This window comes from Paenibacillus sp. KS1 (assembly GCF_001680695.1).
In the GTDB taxonomy this organism is placed as follows: Bacteria; Bacillota; Bacilli; order Paenibacillales; family Paenibacillaceae; genus Paenibacillus_B; species Paenibacillus_B suaedae.
On the sequence record NZ_MAIS01000110.1, the window covers coordinates 1 to 18,174 of the forward strand.

At 45.2% G+C, this 18,174-nt stretch carries 14 protein-coding genes and 2 pseudogenes; 12 read left to right on the forward strand and 4 right to left on the reverse strand.

Annotated elements, in window-relative coordinates:
• Positions 1-112 (forward strand): annotated as a pseudogene (locus tag BBG47_RS31460) (23S rRNA (adenine(2503)-C(8))-methyltransferase ClbB); the annotation flags it as partial.
• Between the two features lie 695 nt (positions 113-807).
• Here BBG47_RS31460 and BBG47_RS24825 read toward each other — a convergent pair.
• A complete protein-coding gene (locus BBG47_RS24825; protein WP_065293964.1) occupies positions 808-1,617 on the reverse strand; it encodes a YheC/YheD family protein in 810 nt (269 codons plus the stop codon).
• 110 nt (positions 1,618-1,727) lie between these two features.
• Entirely contained in the window at positions 1,728-2,543 is an 816-nt protein-coding gene (locus tag BBG47_RS24830; RefSeq protein ID WP_065293965.1) for a DUF6492 family protein, read from the reverse strand.
• Positions 2,544-2,815: 272 nt separating this feature from the next.
• Here BBG47_RS24830 and BBG47_RS24835 point away from each other — a divergent pair.
• The 9 genes and pseudogenes from BBG47_RS24835 (at position 2,816) to BBG47_RS24875 (ending at position 12,918) form a co-directional block, all read left to right on the forward strand.
• A pseudogene (locus tag BBG47_RS24835) lies at positions 2,816-3,772 on the forward strand (ABC transporter permease).
• Positions 3,773-3,932: 160 nt separating this feature from the next.
• Positions 3,933-4,886: an RNA polymerase sigma factor gene (locus tag BBG47_RS24840; RefSeq protein WP_065293966.1), complete on the forward strand. Its 954-nt coding sequence runs from the start codon at positions 3,933-3,935 to the stop codon at positions 4,884-4,886.
• A gap of 30 nt (positions 4,887-4,916) precedes the next feature.
• On the forward strand, positions 4,917-5,315 hold the full coding sequence (locus BBG47_RS24845; RefSeq protein ID WP_065293967.1) for a VOC family protein: 399 nt from the start codon (positions 4,917-4,919) through the stop codon (positions 5,313-5,315).
• Between the two features lie 227 nt (positions 5,316-5,542).
• Positions 5,543-6,109, forward strand: a complete 567-nt coding sequence (locus BBG47_RS24850) for an RNA polymerase sigma factor (RefSeq protein WP_065293968.1) — start codon at positions 5,543-5,545, stop codon at positions 6,107-6,109.
• A gap of 55 nt (positions 6,110-6,164) precedes the next feature.
• A complete protein-coding gene (locus BBG47_RS24855) occupies positions 6,165-7,259 on the forward strand; it encodes a cysteine peptidase family C39 domain-containing protein (protein WP_065293969.1) in 1,095 nt (364 codons plus the stop codon).
• Positions 7,256-8,371 carry an extracellular solute-binding protein gene (locus tag BBG47_RS24860; RefSeq protein WP_065293970.1) on the forward strand — a complete coding sequence of 372 codons (1,116 nt, stop codon included), beginning with the start codon at positions 7,256-7,258 and terminating at the stop codon, positions 8,369-8,371. Before BBG47_RS24855 ends, BBG47_RS24860 begins: the two co-directional genes overlap by 4 nt.
• Positions 8,372-9,245: 874 nt before the next feature.
• Positions 9,246-11,657 carry an ABC transporter permease gene (locus BBG47_RS24865; RefSeq protein WP_175400630.1) on the forward strand — a complete coding sequence of 804 codons (2,412 nt, stop codon included), beginning with the start codon at positions 9,246-9,248 and terminating at the stop codon, positions 11,655-11,657.
• A 162-nt stretch (positions 11,658-11,819) separates the two neighbouring features.
• Positions 11,820-12,524, forward strand: a complete 705-nt coding sequence (locus tag BBG47_RS24870; RefSeq protein WP_065293972.1) for an ABC transporter ATP-binding protein — start codon at positions 11,820-11,822, stop codon at positions 12,522-12,524.
• Between the two features lie 139 nt (positions 12,525-12,663).
• Positions 12,664-12,918, forward strand: a complete 255-nt coding sequence (locus BBG47_RS24875; protein WP_139070761.1) for a PEP-utilizing enzyme — start codon at positions 12,664-12,666, stop codon at positions 12,916-12,918.
• Between the two features lie 189 nt (positions 12,919-13,107).
• Here BBG47_RS24875 and BBG47_RS24880 read toward each other — a convergent pair whose 3' ends face one another.
• The gene (locus BBG47_RS24880) at positions 13,108-14,382 is read right to left on the reverse strand and encodes a dicarboxylate/amino acid:cation symporter (RefSeq protein WP_065293974.1); all 1,275 of its coding nucleotides are present in this window, start codon (positions 14,380-14,382) and stop codon (positions 13,108-13,110) included.
• Positions 14,383-14,490: 108 nt separating this feature from the next.
• A complete protein-coding gene (locus BBG47_RS24885; RefSeq protein WP_065293975.1) occupies positions 14,491-15,525 on the reverse strand; it encodes a DctP family TRAP transporter solute-binding subunit in 1,035 nt (344 codons plus the stop codon).
• 86 nt (positions 15,526-15,611) lie between these two features.
• On the opposite strand from BBG47_RS24885, the gene BBG47_RS24890 reads away from it, so the two are divergent.
• On the forward strand, positions 15,612-17,216 hold the full coding sequence (locus BBG47_RS24890) for an ATP-binding protein (RefSeq protein WP_065293976.1): 1,605 nt from the start codon (positions 15,612-15,614) through the stop codon (positions 17,214-17,216).
• On the forward strand, positions 17,200-18,021 hold the full coding sequence (locus BBG47_RS24895; protein WP_083189593.1) for a response regulator: 822 nt from the start codon (positions 17,200-17,202) through the stop codon (positions 18,019-18,021). The genes BBG47_RS24890 and BBG47_RS24895 overlap by 17 nt, the downstream gene beginning before the upstream one ends.
• Positions 18,022-18,174: the final 153 nt, after the last annotated feature.

Sequence of the window (18,174 nt, forward strand, 5' to 3'; positions counted from 1 at the left end):
GGGTATGGGGGAGGCGCTCGCCAACCCGCATCTCTTCGGTTTAGGACATCGAAGAATTACGATTTCCACCATCGGCTTGTTGCCGGGAATCGATAGGTTGACTAGAGAGTTTCGTTTCAGCATGTATCCAGCCAATGATTCATACGGTCCGCCGAATCTATCCGGCAAGATGGGCAGTTCAACATCCGTGACCTTCGGGAACACGCTCGGTGGTGATTCCACCAACGTTTTAGCTGCTACAAATGTATCGGCAAGCGGGATGAGTGACGGGGGTCAGGGTGGACCCACCGGAAGAGATATTTTGCTGACTGTTGTGGTGGAGGAGAAATCTTTTGATAAAGCCATGAGAATTATTGAAGACGAGGGCGGTAAGGTGTAAAGGTGAACGTCAAATATGCCCCACTAGCGGCCAGGCTGGGGCCAGTGTATGATCAAGTAGTTTCGTTCAGTCGGCAGAAGAGTGCACCAATGGATAAAAGATGGACAACGAATTCGCGTCCATGGAACAGAAGAGTATATCGAAATTTGTAATAGTTGAAAAAGCCCCCTAGAACAACTACAAGACTGCCTAACCATGGCAATCTTTATTTTTTGAGAAATTTGAATATATTGGAGATATATTCCACTGATATAATGATGAACAAGAAGATATAGAAACAGGTGAAATGCATATGAGCTATAAGGAGTCCGTACAAAGGGCGATTGACTATTCGTCACAAATGAATAATTACGATTGATGATAACGCGGCTGCTGATTTGTATCAGCAGCCGTTGTTGCAATCATACTCTTATAAATATAAGCCGCAGTCAGGTATTTCGGGAAAGAGATCGCTTGCTATACCGCTTCGCCTTGGACTTGGACGGAGGGATACGCTTCAAGGCGCTGGCGTAACTTAGCACTTTGCGGGCGATGCTCTTGTCGGCTAAGTGCCGGAATATATAAGGGTCGGGATTCGTATTCAGCTCGATGATCCAAGGGCGCAGTTGGTTGTCTAAGCCAATATCCGCGCCGACCATGTTGAGTCCGGGATACGTGCGGCTGAGAGCTTTGGCTGCGTCATACCCAGCTTTGGAAAGGGTCTTCTCCATTTTGGACAGTTTCTCTCCAGAAACAAAAGGCTTCAGCAACGTCCGAACTTCCGTCGGTTTGCCGCCGCTATGGTAATTCGTCACGATCTTCCTCGGGTGAGCGACCCGACCGATCATGCCGGTCATCTCCCAAGCGTGCTTGTGATTGCGCTGGACCATAACGCGGATATCGAACCGGCGGCCCTTGTACTTCAAGAGATGGATTCCTTTCTGAACCAAATAAGGACGTTTACGTTTGGTGCGAACGATAGACCGATACATGGAAGGGAACGAATCGAACACGCGTTTCTTTTCTTTCTCTTGATACGAATAGGAGTCGTTGCCTTGTTCTACGCGCATGACTCCTTTGCCGTAAGTGCCCGCTTCCGGTTTGATGTAAACCATGGAATAGCGGCGAAGCATCTCTCCAAGTGACTTTTCGTTCATTCTGCGGGTTTCAGGCACCCGCATGCGGACTTTCGGGTCTTTCAAAATGGCCTTTGTTTTCAGCCATTTGCTTAAAACGTTCTTTCGAACGGATGTTTTCAAGCTTCGACACCTCCTGCCATGTAATATATGCTGACTCTATCTCCCTACGATTCAGGCATATGTGGAGATGGAGATGAAATTTGGGCATAAACGAAAGCTGGCTTATCCGGCTACTTTGCGCTTCGGGCGTAACTCTTTCTTTTGTGAAAAGACAGCGATCGGTAGCGCTTGGCCAGCTTGCCGACGGCAGATTCCGATAGAGCGGATGGGCTGGTCGATAGACTTTTGTTAAGCGCGCTTTTGAGTCGAACTTTCCCGGGGCCAACGGAATAGACGTAATTTCCGAACGTTTCATATTCAGAAAATCCGAACTGCTTTTTTCGGTTGACGCTTTTCAGAATGGCTTTAAACCACTTGGTTCCATGCCTCGCTTCGATTTTGTTCTTGAGCGACCGCAGTTTCGTTTTGTCGAACAACATGTAGTGCGTCACGAAAGAACGGGGACGTGGGGCTTTTGTTCCTAGTAACTTGCGATAGGTGACGAAATATTCAGGCTGGCTCCAGTTACGGCAATAGAACAGTTGCTTGCCGTCGGCGTAGAACCGGTGCGGCCGAATCAACACGGTATCGGCGTCGATAACCAAGAAATGCCTCTCTTTCGCAACGGAACTGCTACCGAGCTTCAGCAGCTGCTGGTATAACCAACCGGATCTCTCCCATCTCTTGGAACGATACGCGATCTGTTTTTTTTGCAGGGGGAGAACCGTATTTTCATGAATGAAGGTACAGCCTTTGAGATGGCAGACTGCTTTGATTTTAGGGCTGTTCGGCGCTACAACGAAAATCTGGCCGATGGGATGCCGCACGTATTTCCTTACACCGTCGATCACATGGGGAAGCGTGTCTAAATCTTTGTCGATAGCCGGAATGACAACATCAATTTTGATATCAGAGTTCGAGGCCAATGAGAATCCGCTCCTTTTCATTGTCGGTAATCATCAGAATATGCTTCGCTGATCGTTTTGGATTGGGACTGCCGCCCCCTTATGAGAGCAGCTACATAACTCGGGGAAGCAACTCGGTAGCGAGGAAGCAGAGTCAGCAGACAACCCTGCACTGGCTAACTGAACAGCGCATCCAGCGACTATCTCGCTTTAAGACGAGGTAATATCAGTGGCCATTTCTACTAATATGTGGAAATAGATTGGTGGAGATGATATGATATCCGGGAATCAAGGGATCAAATGGGGGAATACATGTGTGGAAATATATTATTAACCGTACATTGCAATCCATCTTCGTATTGTTTGTGGTTTCTTCCATATCTTTTGTTCTCATGCATTCCATGCCAGGGAATCCTTGGGCGGGCTTTGGAATGACGGAAGAGCAGCATAAATGGGTAGAAGAGCAAAAGCATCTTCACGGACTCGATCTACCAATATATTTGCAATATATCCATTGGCTCAAAGGTCTCACAAATGGTTATTTGGGACTGGATTATCAGTTTAATCCGATTGATAGCTACTTATGGGTATATGCACAAAACAGCTTTATCCTTCTGGGGACGGCCTGGGTCATTACGTTGATGATCGCTATACCATGGGGGATACATAACAGTATTAAGCCGTATGGTATATCAGACTGGCTGGCTATGTTATTTGGGTTCATCGGATTTATCGTACCCGCCTTTGTACTGGGTTACTGGCTACAGCAGATTTTTGCCATGAACTTGCTGTGGTTGCCGCCCAGCAGCATGCATACGCCTACGGAAGAAGGCAATATCCTTGACTTAATTCAGCATATGATACTTCCCGTATCGACGGTAATCTTAGGTATGCTAGCCTATTATTTAAAGTTCATTCGAAACGGAATGTTAGAAGTTTTGGACTCCCGATACCTGTTGACTGCCAGAGCCAAAGGAGTATCCGATAGAGGTGTAATATACCGTCACGCATTGAAAAATGCCCTGATCCCAATTATTACGTTAATTGCGCTCGATATTCCCGCACTTATAGGCGGATTAGCTATTGTTGAAAATGTATTTAATTAGTACGGACTGGGCCTCTTGATGCTGCACTCCGCCTTAAAGCGGGATTTTCCGGTTTTGATTGCAATCATTCTGGTTTTGTCTGCTTTTATCATCGTGGCCAATTGGTTGGCGGATGTGCTCTATTCGGTGGTTGACCCGCGTGTTCGGAGGACTGGAAATAAATAAGAGACACCAAATTTCTTTCATCAACATATGGACCATGCAGAGACTCCTTTCTTTGCAACGAGTTTTTATTTGAATTTTTCAAAAAAGATTTTTAATGCGACCGTATGATTTTCATCATTCTAAACGTCTTACATAAGGAAAACAGGAAGGGATTGAAGCTATGTCCGAATCTTGCGATCCGATTGTTGAAGAGACTCGAGCATTACATAAGAAATTCGAGGAGTTGATCGAGCCACATCGCCAATCACTTTGGAGATATTGCCGTTATGTAACGGGTTCTCCCTGGGATGGAGAAGATCTATTTCAAGATACATTATTGAAAGCTTTTGCGACAATGGCCCAAATCTGGCACCCTCTCGCAGTGAAATCTTACTTGTTCCGTATTGCTACTAATACGAGAATTGATGGGCTTCGGAAGAAAAAGATTTCAATGGATACATATGTAGAACTGGACTCCAATGATATTCCCGAAGAAACGGTTGATCCATTGGAAGTGATTGAGGCGCTAGAAGTATTAGTTCAGTATCTACCGCAAAGGCAAATCGCTGTGTTCTTGCTCATGGAAGTATACGGTTTTACTGCTCCCGACGTAGCCGGAATGGTACGAATGAGTGAAGGTTCGGTCTATGCAGCTCTTAACCGTGCGAGGACGAATATCCGCAAGCATCGCAACATGCTACCGGAGCAAATTCATCAAGAGAAGGTAGAAGAATCGAATGGTATGCTTCTCGATACCTTACTTCAGGCATTGAGAGACGGCGATGTGGACAGAATTCTCGGAATGTTTGAAGAAAGTATTCATAATGATGCAAAACCCGGATTTCAGGAATATTCGAAGAGAGATATGCTAAATGGTTCTTTCAAACACATAGGGCCGGTTTTGCATGTTTCGTTGGAGCTTTTGTGGGGTCGGAAAGTATTTGTAGTATTGGCTGAAACGGAGCTTGGGCTTGTTCTTCACGATATTGGTGAATATGAATTCGAGGACAATCGGATTGTGTATCATCGAGGTTATTATTTCTGTAAAGAGATGTTGCTCGAAGCAGGGAAAGCACTTAACGTCCCGGTTCAGCTACAGAAAGACCCAAATCTAGATTGGCGTGAGAAGAATTAATTTTGGCTCAAAACAAGGAGGAAAACAAAAATGATTAGCCCTGTAGAAAACAAGAATCCCATTCGGAGTCAGATAAGTTCTGTAATTCTTTGGTCCAGAAATCTTGAAAAGTCAGCAGAGCAATACAGCAAACTGTTTAACCTCTCGAACGAACAGCAGGAGCGTTTCGATCATTTGCATATCCTGCATCTGCCGAACGGAATGGACATTATGATCGATTCCAATGGAATGGATAATATTCCAGTTCCAGATAAAGGTTCGCCGCTTTGCTTTGTACCCGCTGAGGATATAGATGAAGCGGCCGCTTTAATTGAAAGCTTGGGATTCCAAATCATTTATGGTGGGATTATGCGAAATGAGTATGTATCTTTTTTCAATATGCGTGATGATGATTTCAACGTAATTACGGTATGCCAAAACCATAATTGATAAAGGATTAAGGGAAGGCTGCCAAAAAGTCGTCCATATGGACGTTTGAGGCAGCCTTTTTTCGTTTTATCTTTGCTATGATGTGCAGGATTTTAATGGATCGTAATAGAAGTCAGTTGACGAAATCGGCAATTAAAAATATCCGAAAACTTTTTTATAGATTAAGTTCAAATCGAGCGACTGATTGGCATCTATATGATAGGGCGAAGAGACGCGAGGAGGAAAACTTGACATTCTCAGCGGAAAATGGAGTACGTGCAGCTACCAAGGCTGGATCATTCGGGATGATGTCCTGCGATCGGGATCAGTCTCTGGTGGAGCGTGCGCAGCAAGGGGATACCGAGGCGTTTGGTGCGTTGATCGAGCAACATCGAGGTAAAGCGCGCAGCTTAGCGGAACGGCTGACAAGGGATCCCCACATGGCCGACGATGTTGTACAGGATGCGCTTATACGCGCGTTTATGCATATGGGTACACTCGTCGATACCAGCCGTTTTCTTCCTTGGTTTTATCGTATTGTGCGAAATCAAGCGAACATGCGATTGCGACGGGGCGGTCCTCACCGGAATGAACGGCCATTCGTTTCCATCACCTCCTCGGGAACAAACGGTTCACAGGTTGACTGGGATGACCTGGACAGCATTCTCCATCATCTAGCACGTACGGCGACGGATGCAGCGATGAGAGAGCAGGACCCTGCGGAGCACCTATTGCGCAAGGAGATATACGAAACGATTCATACGTTGCTGCATTGTTTGAGTAGAAAAGAGCGAGATATATTCGAGGCTCCGTAAGGAGCATATTCGCGTCTCTTTAGGCCTTTTACCTGAGAAGAAGGGAGGGAATGGATTGTCCAAACCAAACATACTTGAGCTACGGTCATGGCAAGCAGAGCCACTAGTCATGTCGACGTTCGTAAACAGCATTGGGCGGATGCTTGCTTCAGTAGGCGACAGGTGGGATGCCGCAGAACTCATGGGATTGTCTACGTTCGCATTCCGCATGAAGATCTCGGATAAAACAACGTTCGCCGACGGAATCTGCGTGTTTGACTGGAGAGCCATGCTGCTTGAGCTGATGAGAGAAATCGGCTACGAAGTATCGATACTATGCGGTCGACTGTCGGATTCGCCCACCCCGCTGCTCGGGGCGGTGGAACGATTCCCAGTCGTGCACCCGATCGAGGAGGCAGTGCTTCCGTTCATTCGCAGACACATCGACGCCGGGAAGCCGGTTCTGTACTTTGATACGCTTGTTACCAGGCTATTTGTTCATGAATGGTCGGTTATCTATGGATATGATGACCAGGGAAGAGTCGTTCATCTCACCGATCCGGCTCGGCCAGAAGGCAAAACACTGTCGTATGACGATGTAATCAATAATCCCATCCGGTTTTTAGCTGGTTTCAGCAGTAAGCCGGAACAAATAGCAGTAGAAACTGCACGGTTAACTAGGGAGATAGTAGCCCGTGAGCAAGCACAACGAACGATACAGTTCGCAATCGACTATGCAAAGTATGGTTGTGCATATCGCCCACGAACTACGTACTTGAATTACACGTACGGAATGGCGGCATATGATCGCTGGATTGGCCATCTGCGAAACCCTCATGTTGCGCCGAACCATTACGGGATGGGACAGCTTTCCGCAGTTTATGCCGAAGCGAAGCGGTATGCGGGACTTTACCTGCGTGGCATACCTCTTGAAGGAGAGGCGAAGCGGCTGGCGATGCTGGCGTCAGAAGCCTATGAGCAGGCCGCAGACGAGATGACTGAACTTTGTAAGCTTGTTCCGTTCATCCGAACGTCGGAGATTCTATCTCCGGACATGCGTGAAGTTTGCGCGTTGCAGTTGGAGAAAGCCAAGGCCTTCGAATGCGCCGCGGTTGATTATCTAGAGAAAATGCTTGCCGTAAAGGCTGGGGAAGAGGGAAGTGGACAATGAAAGAGTTGCGGTTTATGACGGAGTTTCAACATTTGCAAAGAGTAATAGATGCTAAGGAGTCATTCGAACGGGCCAATCCTGGTGTAACAATCATCATCGAGCAATCGACCGATCATTTTGAATCAAAGAACGCCTATGAATCCGAGGAGGCACCGGATATCATTGAGTCGGGCGGGTGGTCGTTGTTTAACAATAAAGACATGTTCGTAGATTTAAATCCCTATGTCGCAGAAGTCGACGGACTCGAAGAGGATCTATACCAAGGGCCAATGAGGGTTGCACGACACAACGGCATGCTGCCAGGACTTCCAGTAGATGTAAGCATACCGCTTTTTGTCTATAATAAAGAACTGTTTGACCGTGCCGGACTGGCTTATCCGACCGAGGATATGACATGGGACGATTTTATCGAGCTGGGAAAAAAGTTGACGATCCGCAATGAGCATGGCGTTGCTTCACAGTTTGGCTTTGGCATCGCCGTAGATATCGAGTATTATGAGCCGTTTATATTTCGGAATGGTGGAAGCTATCTGTCTCCGAACGGCTCTACCGCTAGGGGATTTGTCGACAGTCCGGCGACCATCGAAGCGTTCCGTAAGCTAATTGACGCCTATCGTGTACACGAGATTATTCGGAAGCCGGGAGAGCCTTCCGAAGCAGGTCAGCTTCATGAGGGTTTTGCGATGATCTTCGGATTTATGTGGTTTACTGGCGATTTGATCTACCACAAGATCGACGAAAAGTTCGGGGTGGTTGGTCTGCCGAAAATGCAGGAGAACGTTCAATCGAACATGATCTACATGGGCGCGGCCGGTGTTACATCGAAGTCGAAGAACCCTCGACTAGCCTGGAAGTTTCTACACCATTATCTCATTGAGCAGCATTCTTGGCCGCTTCCTATCACACACTCTCAGGCGAAAGAGCGAGGTTTAACCGAACACCGCCTTTGGTCGCGTTACATGGAGGAGCTCGACTATGTACAACCAAGCGGCTATTACCTGAATGAGAAGTGGAACGCGTCCCGTCAGCTCATTAACGAAGACATCCACAGCATGATTCTCGATGGTGCCGATGTGTCCCAAACGCTGCGCTCATGGACGAGGTTCGCATGAACACGTCTATTTCATGTAACGGGAAATGTATCCACTTAAAGGCTTCAAGAAATAAAATGCATTCCTAACATACATTAGTGAAAAAAATGTCCTAGAGCGTGTTTGCAAACCGGTACATCCGACATTCTAGGGTCTCTCTTTCCTTTCCCCGACGAATTGGTGCAGAACCTACAGCTCTTAACCTCGTATACTTCTGCGCCACATCCAAGAAGAACATTCTGTGCCTTATAGTTTGCAAACCGCGTGATGGCAGATGAGCCACGGTTTACCCATCAAGTTGAACTCCATACAGGCGTACTTCAAATAGAATGCAGTCAATTGTTAACTCAGTTTTTTAGGCAATTACGAGAAAAAATAAATAATTTGAAAAAGTGTAGGGTTTGGACTAATTCGAGCGTCTATTTATGTAGGGAAAGGAGGAGGGATTCTTTCAAGATGAACAAATCATTAGACAAGTGCTAGCTGGGGATCAAGCAGCATTCAAACACATTGTCGATTGATATCAAACTTATATTTTTCAAATGAGCATCTTTAGATTTACTCTTTGTGTCTGCATTAAGGGGATTATAAGCGCCCGTAAGAGAAAGTTGGTGCTACAATGTACATATTTTGGAAAATGGGAGCCAGAAATTTCATAGCCCAGATACGGCAAACGCTACTCACCGTATGTATAGGGTCTATCGGTGTCGTTCTGATTTTTTCTTGTTATTTTGTCATTTCTTCTATTACACATAACAAATTACAATGGGAAGAAAAACACTTTGGTGTAATTGGTACAGAGATTTATCCGCGTGTCGGACTTGAGTTGACCGAGGCTCAGATTGGAAAAGTTAAGACGAAACTTAAAACCAGAAATATTACCAGTCTTCCCTACATGTCTCAGGTCGTTTCCGTGCACAGCGGGAATAATGATGAAGCTAGGGAAGATAGCATCGTTGCGATAGGATTTGATTTTCAAAATGCTCGGGAATTGGAACCGAAGCAATCGCTGTGGTCTACTGAAATCCTGACAACAGAAGAAGCGATTGTATCGGTTCCACTGGCACGGCGGTTGGGACTTGGTGTCGGTGAAACAATGGTAATCTCGTTTGCTGGGCAAGAAGTGCCTTTAACGATTCGGAATATAGTAGAGGAACGCGGATTAACAGGTTTTCGCGGAACAGTGCGGGCACAAGGGACAGTTATTCTCTCGGATACGCTTGCGCATCAGAAATTCGGCGTTCCAGAAGCAAGCGCACACAGTATCTTACTGGCGACGGACAATATGTATTCATCATTACCAGGAAATTCCTTCTTTACGGATCTCACGGAGAGAGCAATCAAAAAAGAAGCGCTATCTCATATGTCGATGGTGGAGAGTATTTTCACGCCTCCATTTTTGTTTTTTGTCGCGGTTTCATTGTTCGCTGGAATTCTGCTGTTGGCGCAGTTGTTTAATATTCTGAAAGAAAGGCGCAAATATTATCTTGGCGTGCTCCAATCGCTTGGACTCAGTAACCGCAACTGCTTTGTCATCTACTTGAGTGAGTGTACGTTGCTGTGTGCGGTCATTACCATCTCGGGAGTTGTTCTCGGGAATGTACTCGGTTTCGGATTGCTGTCTGTGAATGTATTTTTTATCGAACAGTTATTGGAACGGTATTCCGCTTACGCCTATCCAATCCAACCCCACGTTGATGTGACGGCAACATGCTGGATCGCGTTGACCATGTTTATTGTTTTCTTACTCCTCGCTTGTTTTGTCGGGCGTTTCATTAAGCGCACATCCATTCTGCACCTAATGGGCAAGGAGGATAATCGTGTGAATCCAGCACAGAAGCGTCTGCTCAAAATCTTAGGTTGTCTCCTTGTCACAGCGGCATTCATTTATTTCAATTATTTCGCCACAGAGGGGCTTTCAGATGGCGATAGGCTTAGTGCAAAAGTATTCGGTTCGATTATAAGTTGGCTTGTTGGAATTATAACAACTGCTTATCTGATGTTTCTTATTGTACCTTGGATGAAACGGGCATCCTCTGTTTTGCCGCATCGATGGTTGGATCGTTTGGCTTTTACGTTAGGCACGCAGTACCCGCATATGCGGTTTAGTCGCTCATTTGGCATCGTTTTGTTGTTTACGGTATTATCCTGCTGTTCGATTGTGATGATAAGTTTCGCTTCCAATGTTGAAGATTATGCCGCTCAGAACAAGAGAGATTCTTTTATGGCTGCCGACGCCTATATGGCTTATGTCGATGAGATGGAAAAAGATAAGCTGACAGTCAATATGAATGAAGTGCAAGAACTCGTCCAAAGTGCTGCCTACGTGGATACGTACAGAATCATGGTTTCATCTCCCGACAATGCAGTTGATCTTACAGAAGTAACACCCCCTACGAATGGTAACAAATGGGCATATTCGCAAGTTGTGTGGGGAAAATGGCTAGGGGAGGGCTACCAATTACCGCTTGCCTCCCGTGCGCCGCAATTTAAGAGTGATGCGGAGGTTTTTCAGGCCATGAGCGATCAAGCATCTGTCGTTCTCGTGGATGATAAATTGGAAGGCACGTACCGAGTAGGCGATCAGATTCCGCTTCGTTTATTGAAAGGTGGAGCCAAAGAAGAGAACCTGATTGGAGAGGAAGTGGTCACGGTAGCGGGAACGTTCGCCATTGGTGAGGATAACCGCTTCCAAAGGGGCAGCGTATTTATAGTGGCTGACGAACTCTACAATAAATATAGCACAAACGGCGCTTATAAGTGGCCTGGAGAGCCCAAAGGCTATGCGCTGTTGCAGTTGACTGATACAGATGTGACGACGGTAGATTCCATAAAGACACTGAAATACCATTTTACAAAAACAACTGGTGTTACGGTGAGTACGCCTGGTGAGAACCAGGCAATCATTACGATGATTGTTAAAGCTGAATTCACGCTGTTCTCTTACATTATGTCATTCATGATGCTTATGGCCTTACTCGGCATGTATGTGATTCAGATTCGATCGGTACAGGAGCGGGTTCCCCATTTGGTTATGTTATGGCAGATGGGGGTCAGTCACAAGTCGTTGAAACAAGTTTTTATCGTAGAGGGTTGTCTAATTGGTATCATTGGGTTGATTAGCGGTATTGTGGTCGGAAGGCTCGGTTCGGAGATGCTGATGCGTTTGGCGTGGATGGGTGTTGAGTTTTCGTTCCCTTATCTGAAAGTGATAGGTCTCATCATCGGGTTGCTGATCTTCATCTGGTTGTTCAACCGATTCAGCACAGCCGAATTAAGACGTATACAGATCAGTCGGACAGAGTAACATGGGGGGAGGGTGACTGATGGAACATATAGGTTACAGGAAATTCTTGAAAAAGGTGCAACAACGTGTTGTACCCGAGATTGGGGAGTTGCTACCTAATTTCCCCGTAGGGACGATTGCCCAATTAGGTCTTATGCCCGTGGTAGAGGAGGTTTCTCGATCATGATTGTAGCCAAAGGTGTTCGTAAGAACTACGGCATGGTAGCGACTCCACAAACAGTCGCATTATCAGGGGTGGATTTACACATTCATAGGGGCGAGATGGTGAGCATTATGGGGCCATCTGGTTGTGGCAAGTCCACGTTGCTTTATACGCTGTCAGGTATTGAGCCAACTGACAGTGGCGAGATTTGGTTCGACAAGCAAGCAATACACCAAATGAGCGAAAAAGATGTCTCCGCACTCAGATTGACGTCGATGGGTTTTGTCTATCAGCAATACAATCTGATTCCTGTGTTGAATGTCATTGATAACGTGGCATTGCCGCTTATCAGTCAGGGCGCTCAGAGGTCAGCTGCCCACAAAGCTGCAAAGGCGGCACTTGAAGATGTCATGCTATCGGATAAGTTGAAGGCCATGCCGCATGAATTGTCCGGAGGACAAGCCCAGCGGGTTGCAATTGCCCGCGCTATTGTCCATAATCCTTGCGTCATCTGGGCTGATGAGCCTACTGGAGCTTTAGATACTGTGACATCGGAGGCGATAGTGACTTTGCTACGCAAGATAAATACAGACAAGCAAGTGACCATGGTTATCGTCACGCATGACCCGTTAGTTGCATCAGCAACAGATCGTGTAATCCGTATGAAAGACGGAAGACTAACTGATTCTGTTGAGCGCGACAGGGTAGAAGGAACAGGCGGGTGATAAGCCATGCTCAGTAAGGAAAATACCAAATGCAGTCCGCACTAAAGATTGTCCAGGAATAAAAAAAGATATTATTCGACCACAGAGTTTGGGTATAACTATGGCCGCTATGGATGCTTCAACATGGATGAATGAAAACATGAACGAGTGGCTAGATGAAAAAACGCAGCAGATATGCATTCTTAATCTGTACTTGGGTCTGGCGCTGTTGGATGTCACTGATGTAATCCGCCCTTATCCGGAAGTCATTGAATGTTTACATAATATGATTATGGTTAATTTTTATGATGGACTGATTCAGTTGAAGGGTGGACAGGAGACCCAAGACGCGATCTATGCTTTTCTCAATAAATATGGAATGCGATGTGCCGGAGAGATCGATGGTGGATGCTGATCTAGAAGATGGAAGTCACTACCTATACGGATCCTAGCTGGACACCATTGTTTATCTATACCAAGTTCTCGTCACCATTGTAAACAGTAGCATTTTAACAAAAAGGATAAGCAAGATCCACATTTATTGATGGATCTAGACTCATCCTTTTTACAATTACAAATAATTGCAATTCTATTTCTGAAAGCCTTAATTATATGCAATGTTGTTGCTGCTCGTTACAGTAGACTCATCAGCTTCTAATCGATTCGGATCAAATTCGTTCTCCATCTTGGCGATAACAACTGTTGCTACACCATTACCGATTAAATTCGTAATTGCGCGAGCTTCGGACATGAAACGGTCAACACCCAGCAGTAGGGCCATGCCTGCGATGGGAATTGATGGGAAAGCAGCTAAAGTTGCAGCAAGTGTAATGAATCCTGATCCTGTAACCCCAGCAGCACCTTTGGAAGTTAGCATCAATACGAACAGAAGGGTAATTTGCTGCCAGATGCTTAGATCAACACCAGATACCTGAGCGACAAACAGCGCAGCCATTGACAGATAAATCGATGTACCGTCTAGGTTGAAGGAGTATCCTGTTGGTATAACGAGTCCCACGACGGATTTGGAAGCACCATATGCCTCGAGCTTTGACATCATTCGCGGCAGAGCAGATTCGGATGAAGAGGTACCAAGCACTAGTAAGATTTCTTCTTTAATGTAAGAGATAAACTTGAAGATGTTGAATCCGAATACTTTGGCGATGAATCCGAGTACGACGATTATAAATAGGAACATGGTCAAATAAACAGAACCCATCAGCTTGCCAAGTGTGAACAACGAGCCAAGACCAAATTTGCCAACCGTATATGACATAGCACCAAAAGCGGCAATTGGTGAAACCTTCATAATGATATTAACGATACCAAAAAATACGTGTGAGAGTTTATCGAATAAAGAAATGATGGCTTGCCCTTTTTCACCAATAGCGGTTAGAGCAAAACCAAACAGGACTGCAAATAACAATACCGGAAGAAGCTCACCGCTAGCAAAAGCCCCGATAACATTATCAGGCACGATGTTCATGATGAAGCCCATTACACTATTATCATGCGCTTTCTCCGCATATTGTGCAACGTCACCTGTAGCCTTTGAAATATCGATTCCAGAGCCTGGCTTAACTATATTTACTACAAGTAGGCCAATTGTAAGTGCTATGGTTGTTACAATCTCAAAGTACAATAATGCCTTACCACCGATGCGTCCGACCTTTTTCATATCGCCCATGCTTGCGATTCCATGTACTACGGTGAAGAAGATGATTGGTGCAATTACCATCTTAATAAGCTTGATAAAGATGTCTCCAAGCACCTTCAGTTCAACGGCATATTTAGGGAAAAATTGTCCGAAGAGAACCCCAAGAAGAATCGCGAATAATACTTGAACGGTCATGTTTTTCATGATTTTTTTTAACTTCATGTTCTTACCCCTCGCTTTCACCATTGTAAGCGCTTTATTCGATGTGCTTAAGTGTAAGAGAGAGGGGAGAAGGTGACAAGCATATGGTCATATTGTTCTTTTTGGTCTTTAAGGTCCAGAGATTTCGCTCATTACATCAGCTCCGATTTTCAATGCGAAATCTTTATAAAGCTCCTTTGAGGCTATCCTCCATTCCACTGTTTGTTCTTTCGTTAATATGGAAATCTGCAAATTCTGGTTCGTATTAATCTCGTCCATATGAGTCTCATTTCTAGCTGCTTTCTTATTTGCCTGCTCTGTTGTTTCATCCAGTGCTTCCATGAGCATCTGTTGCACATCGGAAGGCAGGCTATCCCAGAAGGATTTGTTGAAGATAACGGCATAGCCCAAATATCCATGATTGCTAATCGTCATATATTTCTGTACTTGGTAGAGGCGTTTGCTTACGATATTCGATATGGTGTTTTCCTGACCATCTACTGAGCCGTCGGCTAGATTGCGATAAGCGTCGTTAAAAGGAATAACACTTGTCTTCCCTCCCCAGTTCTTAATGTGCCGTTCAATTAATGGACTGGGCTGTATGCGAAACTTTAGTCCTTTGAAATCTTGAGGCCCCAGAATAGGCCGTACATTGTTCGTCACTTGTTTAAAGCCATTGGACCAGAAGGCGACTCCCTTCATGCCATGCGGTTTGAGCGTTTGGAATAGCTTGTCTCCAAGCGAACCATTCAGCTTGCTTTCAACCTCATTCTGATCTTTGAAAGCAAATGGCAGATCCATTACTAGCCATGCTGGATCGATCTCGCTCATGGTTGAGAAGGATGGGGCTATCATTTGAATATCACCACGCTGAAGTGCAGCAACTTCATTATTCTCACCATATAGCATGCCATTTGGGAACACTTGTATCTCGACGCGATCCTTTGATTTCCTCTTTACTAGATCAGCGAATTCAGCTGCAGCGAGGCCCTTTGGTGTGTTCTCAGCAACTACATGACTGAATTTGATGACGATCCGTTGCTTAAGTCCAGTTTGTTCATCATCCTGATAGAGCTGTTCATTCCAGTTTGGTTGATATCCGACGAGATATGCAGCTAACAATCCAACAATAATGAACATCCCAATACTTGCAATCGCTTTCAAAATTGTCTCCTCCCAGTTGCTAAATTAGACTTATTATTGCACAATAGCAGATAAAGGTAAATATTTCGAAGAGGAGGGCAATAGACTTGAACCGAATAGGGATCTATTGGAAAATTATTTTACTTTCATTCGGTTTGGTTCTGTTCTCCCTCCTTATTGCTGTGGAAGTCTTGCTAGGAAGCTTGACTAGCGTCAAAGAAGAGGGCCTACGTCAACGGCTTATTACGACTGCCCAAACCGTTGCTAATCTACCAGGAGTGGCAGAATATATCAATGAGCAGAATGGAGCAGAGCATATTGCTCCCGTTGCTGACAAAATTCGCATGCTGAATGAGGCTGATTATATTGTCGTGCTGGATATGAATCGCAAGCGCTTATCACATCCTCTATCGGACCGAATAGGAACGTATTTTAGTGGCGACGATGCGGATGCAGCTTTTGCTGAGCATATGTATGTTTCCAAAGTAAAAGGTGAAGCAGGTGTTGGCTTGCGGGCATTCGTGCCAATCATGAACGCGAAGCATGAGCAGGTTGGCGTTGTAATGGCAGGAGGACTGCTGCCTACCATGAAGGATATTTTTCCCGAGCAACTCAGATCGGTTATGGTAATGATTATATTAGCGCTTTCGTTTGGAATGATGGGTTCAGCGATGCTTGCGAAACATATCAAGAAAGAGATGTATAATCTAGAGCCGCATGAAATTGCCACGATGTTTCGTGAACATACGGCAGCATTCCAAGCTATGCATGAAGGCGTAATCGCCATCGACAGCAAGGAGCGAATCACGATTTTCAATGAACGGGCTAAGCGCATTTTTGGTGTGTCCAAGGATGTTATTGGGGTGAACATTTGGGATGTGATTCCAGACTCTCGCTTGCCTGAAGTACTTAAGGTAAAGATGCCGCTATTGAACCACGAATTGCTAGTTGGCGATACGCTCATTTGGAGCAATCGAATACCCATAATCGAGCAGGGTGTTACACAGGGAGCCATAGCGATTTTTCAAGATCGCACGGAGGTTACGCATATGGCAGAAGAACTGACAGGCGTGCGAGAATTTGTGAATGCCTTGCGAGCCCAAAATCATGAGCATATGAATAAAATGCATACCGTTGCGGGGCTTCTCCAGCTTGGAAAACATGAAGAAGCATTAAGATATTTGTTTGAGGTATCTGATCAGCATGAAGAGACAACAAGATTTATGCAGGAGCATTTTGAGGATGATGGAGTTGCAGGCTTACTGCTCGGTAAGATTAGTCGAGGACATGAGCTTGATATAGATGTGATCATCGATCCGAATTGCGGCTTGCGTCAATTTCCAGATTCGCTTGATCGACGAGATATCGTGCTTCTGGTAGGCAATTTGATTGAAAATGCATTTGATGCACTTTCCAATATCGAGGTTGATCAGAAGACAGTGTATCTGTACATTGGACAAGATGAAGATTATTTATCGATCTTAGTTGAGGATAATGGCTGTGGTATGACAGAAGACACGAAAGCAAGAATGCTGGAACGCAGCTTCTCGACCAAAAATGGAGAGCATCGAGGGATAGGCCTATTTCTGATAAGTGGGATTATTGCAAAAGGTAAAGGGCTGCTTCGGTGTGAATCCTCCCCAGGACTCGGAACATCAATGGAAATCGTTTTTCCGATGAAGGAGGCGACAAGAGATGCAGGAGCAATGTAAACGTATAGTTCAAGTATTGCTGATAGAAGATGATCCAATGGTTCAGGAAGTGAACCGCATGTTCATCGAACGGGTGAATGGTTATAAAGTCATTGGTACGGCAGGAAACGGTCAGGATGGCTTGCGTATGATTGAAGAACTGAAGCCGGATCTAATCTTTCTGGATGTGTTTATGCCTTTATTTGATGGAATTAGCACGCTGCAGGAAATTAGAGCGCGTAATCTACCAGTGGATGTGATCGTAGTTACGGCTGCCAAAGAGACGGAAACATTACGAGCGATGATGCGAAATGGTGCAGTAGATTATATTATCAAGCCATTTAAACTAGAGCGGGTTAGACGGACATTGGAACGTTATCGTGATCGATACGAGACGTTAACCGACGATGATACAGTTACCCAAGAGCAGCTTGATCGTATTCTGCAAATGGGAGATGAGATCCGAACGGATAGCACTGTGAACGATGGATCTTCTCTACTAGAGCAGAGTCTAGGGCAGAGTGTAATACGAGACAAGAACATTATCGAATCATCATCACCTGCTGAATTGTTTATACCTATGGAAGAACTGCCAAAGGGTTTAAATCCAGTAACACTTAAACAAGTGCTTGCGGTAATGGCTGATAAAGGTGGGAAGCTATCCGCAGAAGAAACAGCCGAAGGGGTTGGGATTGCGAGAGTGACAGCAAGAAGATACCTCGAATATTTGTCAAAGACAGGATATGTCTATCTAGAGGTTAATTATGGAGGCGTAGGGCGACCAATTAATCGGTATGTGCTTCATTCAAGACCAAAAAGAGACTAAAATAATCCGAAGACGCCTTTTACGTGAATATTAAAATTACCAATGAATATGTAACACCGGAGTGGGTGGGCTAATGACTCATGAAGCAGTGAAGGTTGCCATTGCTTATTGCAATGAAATATCTGGTATGTTACTATTGCGCTAACACTTACG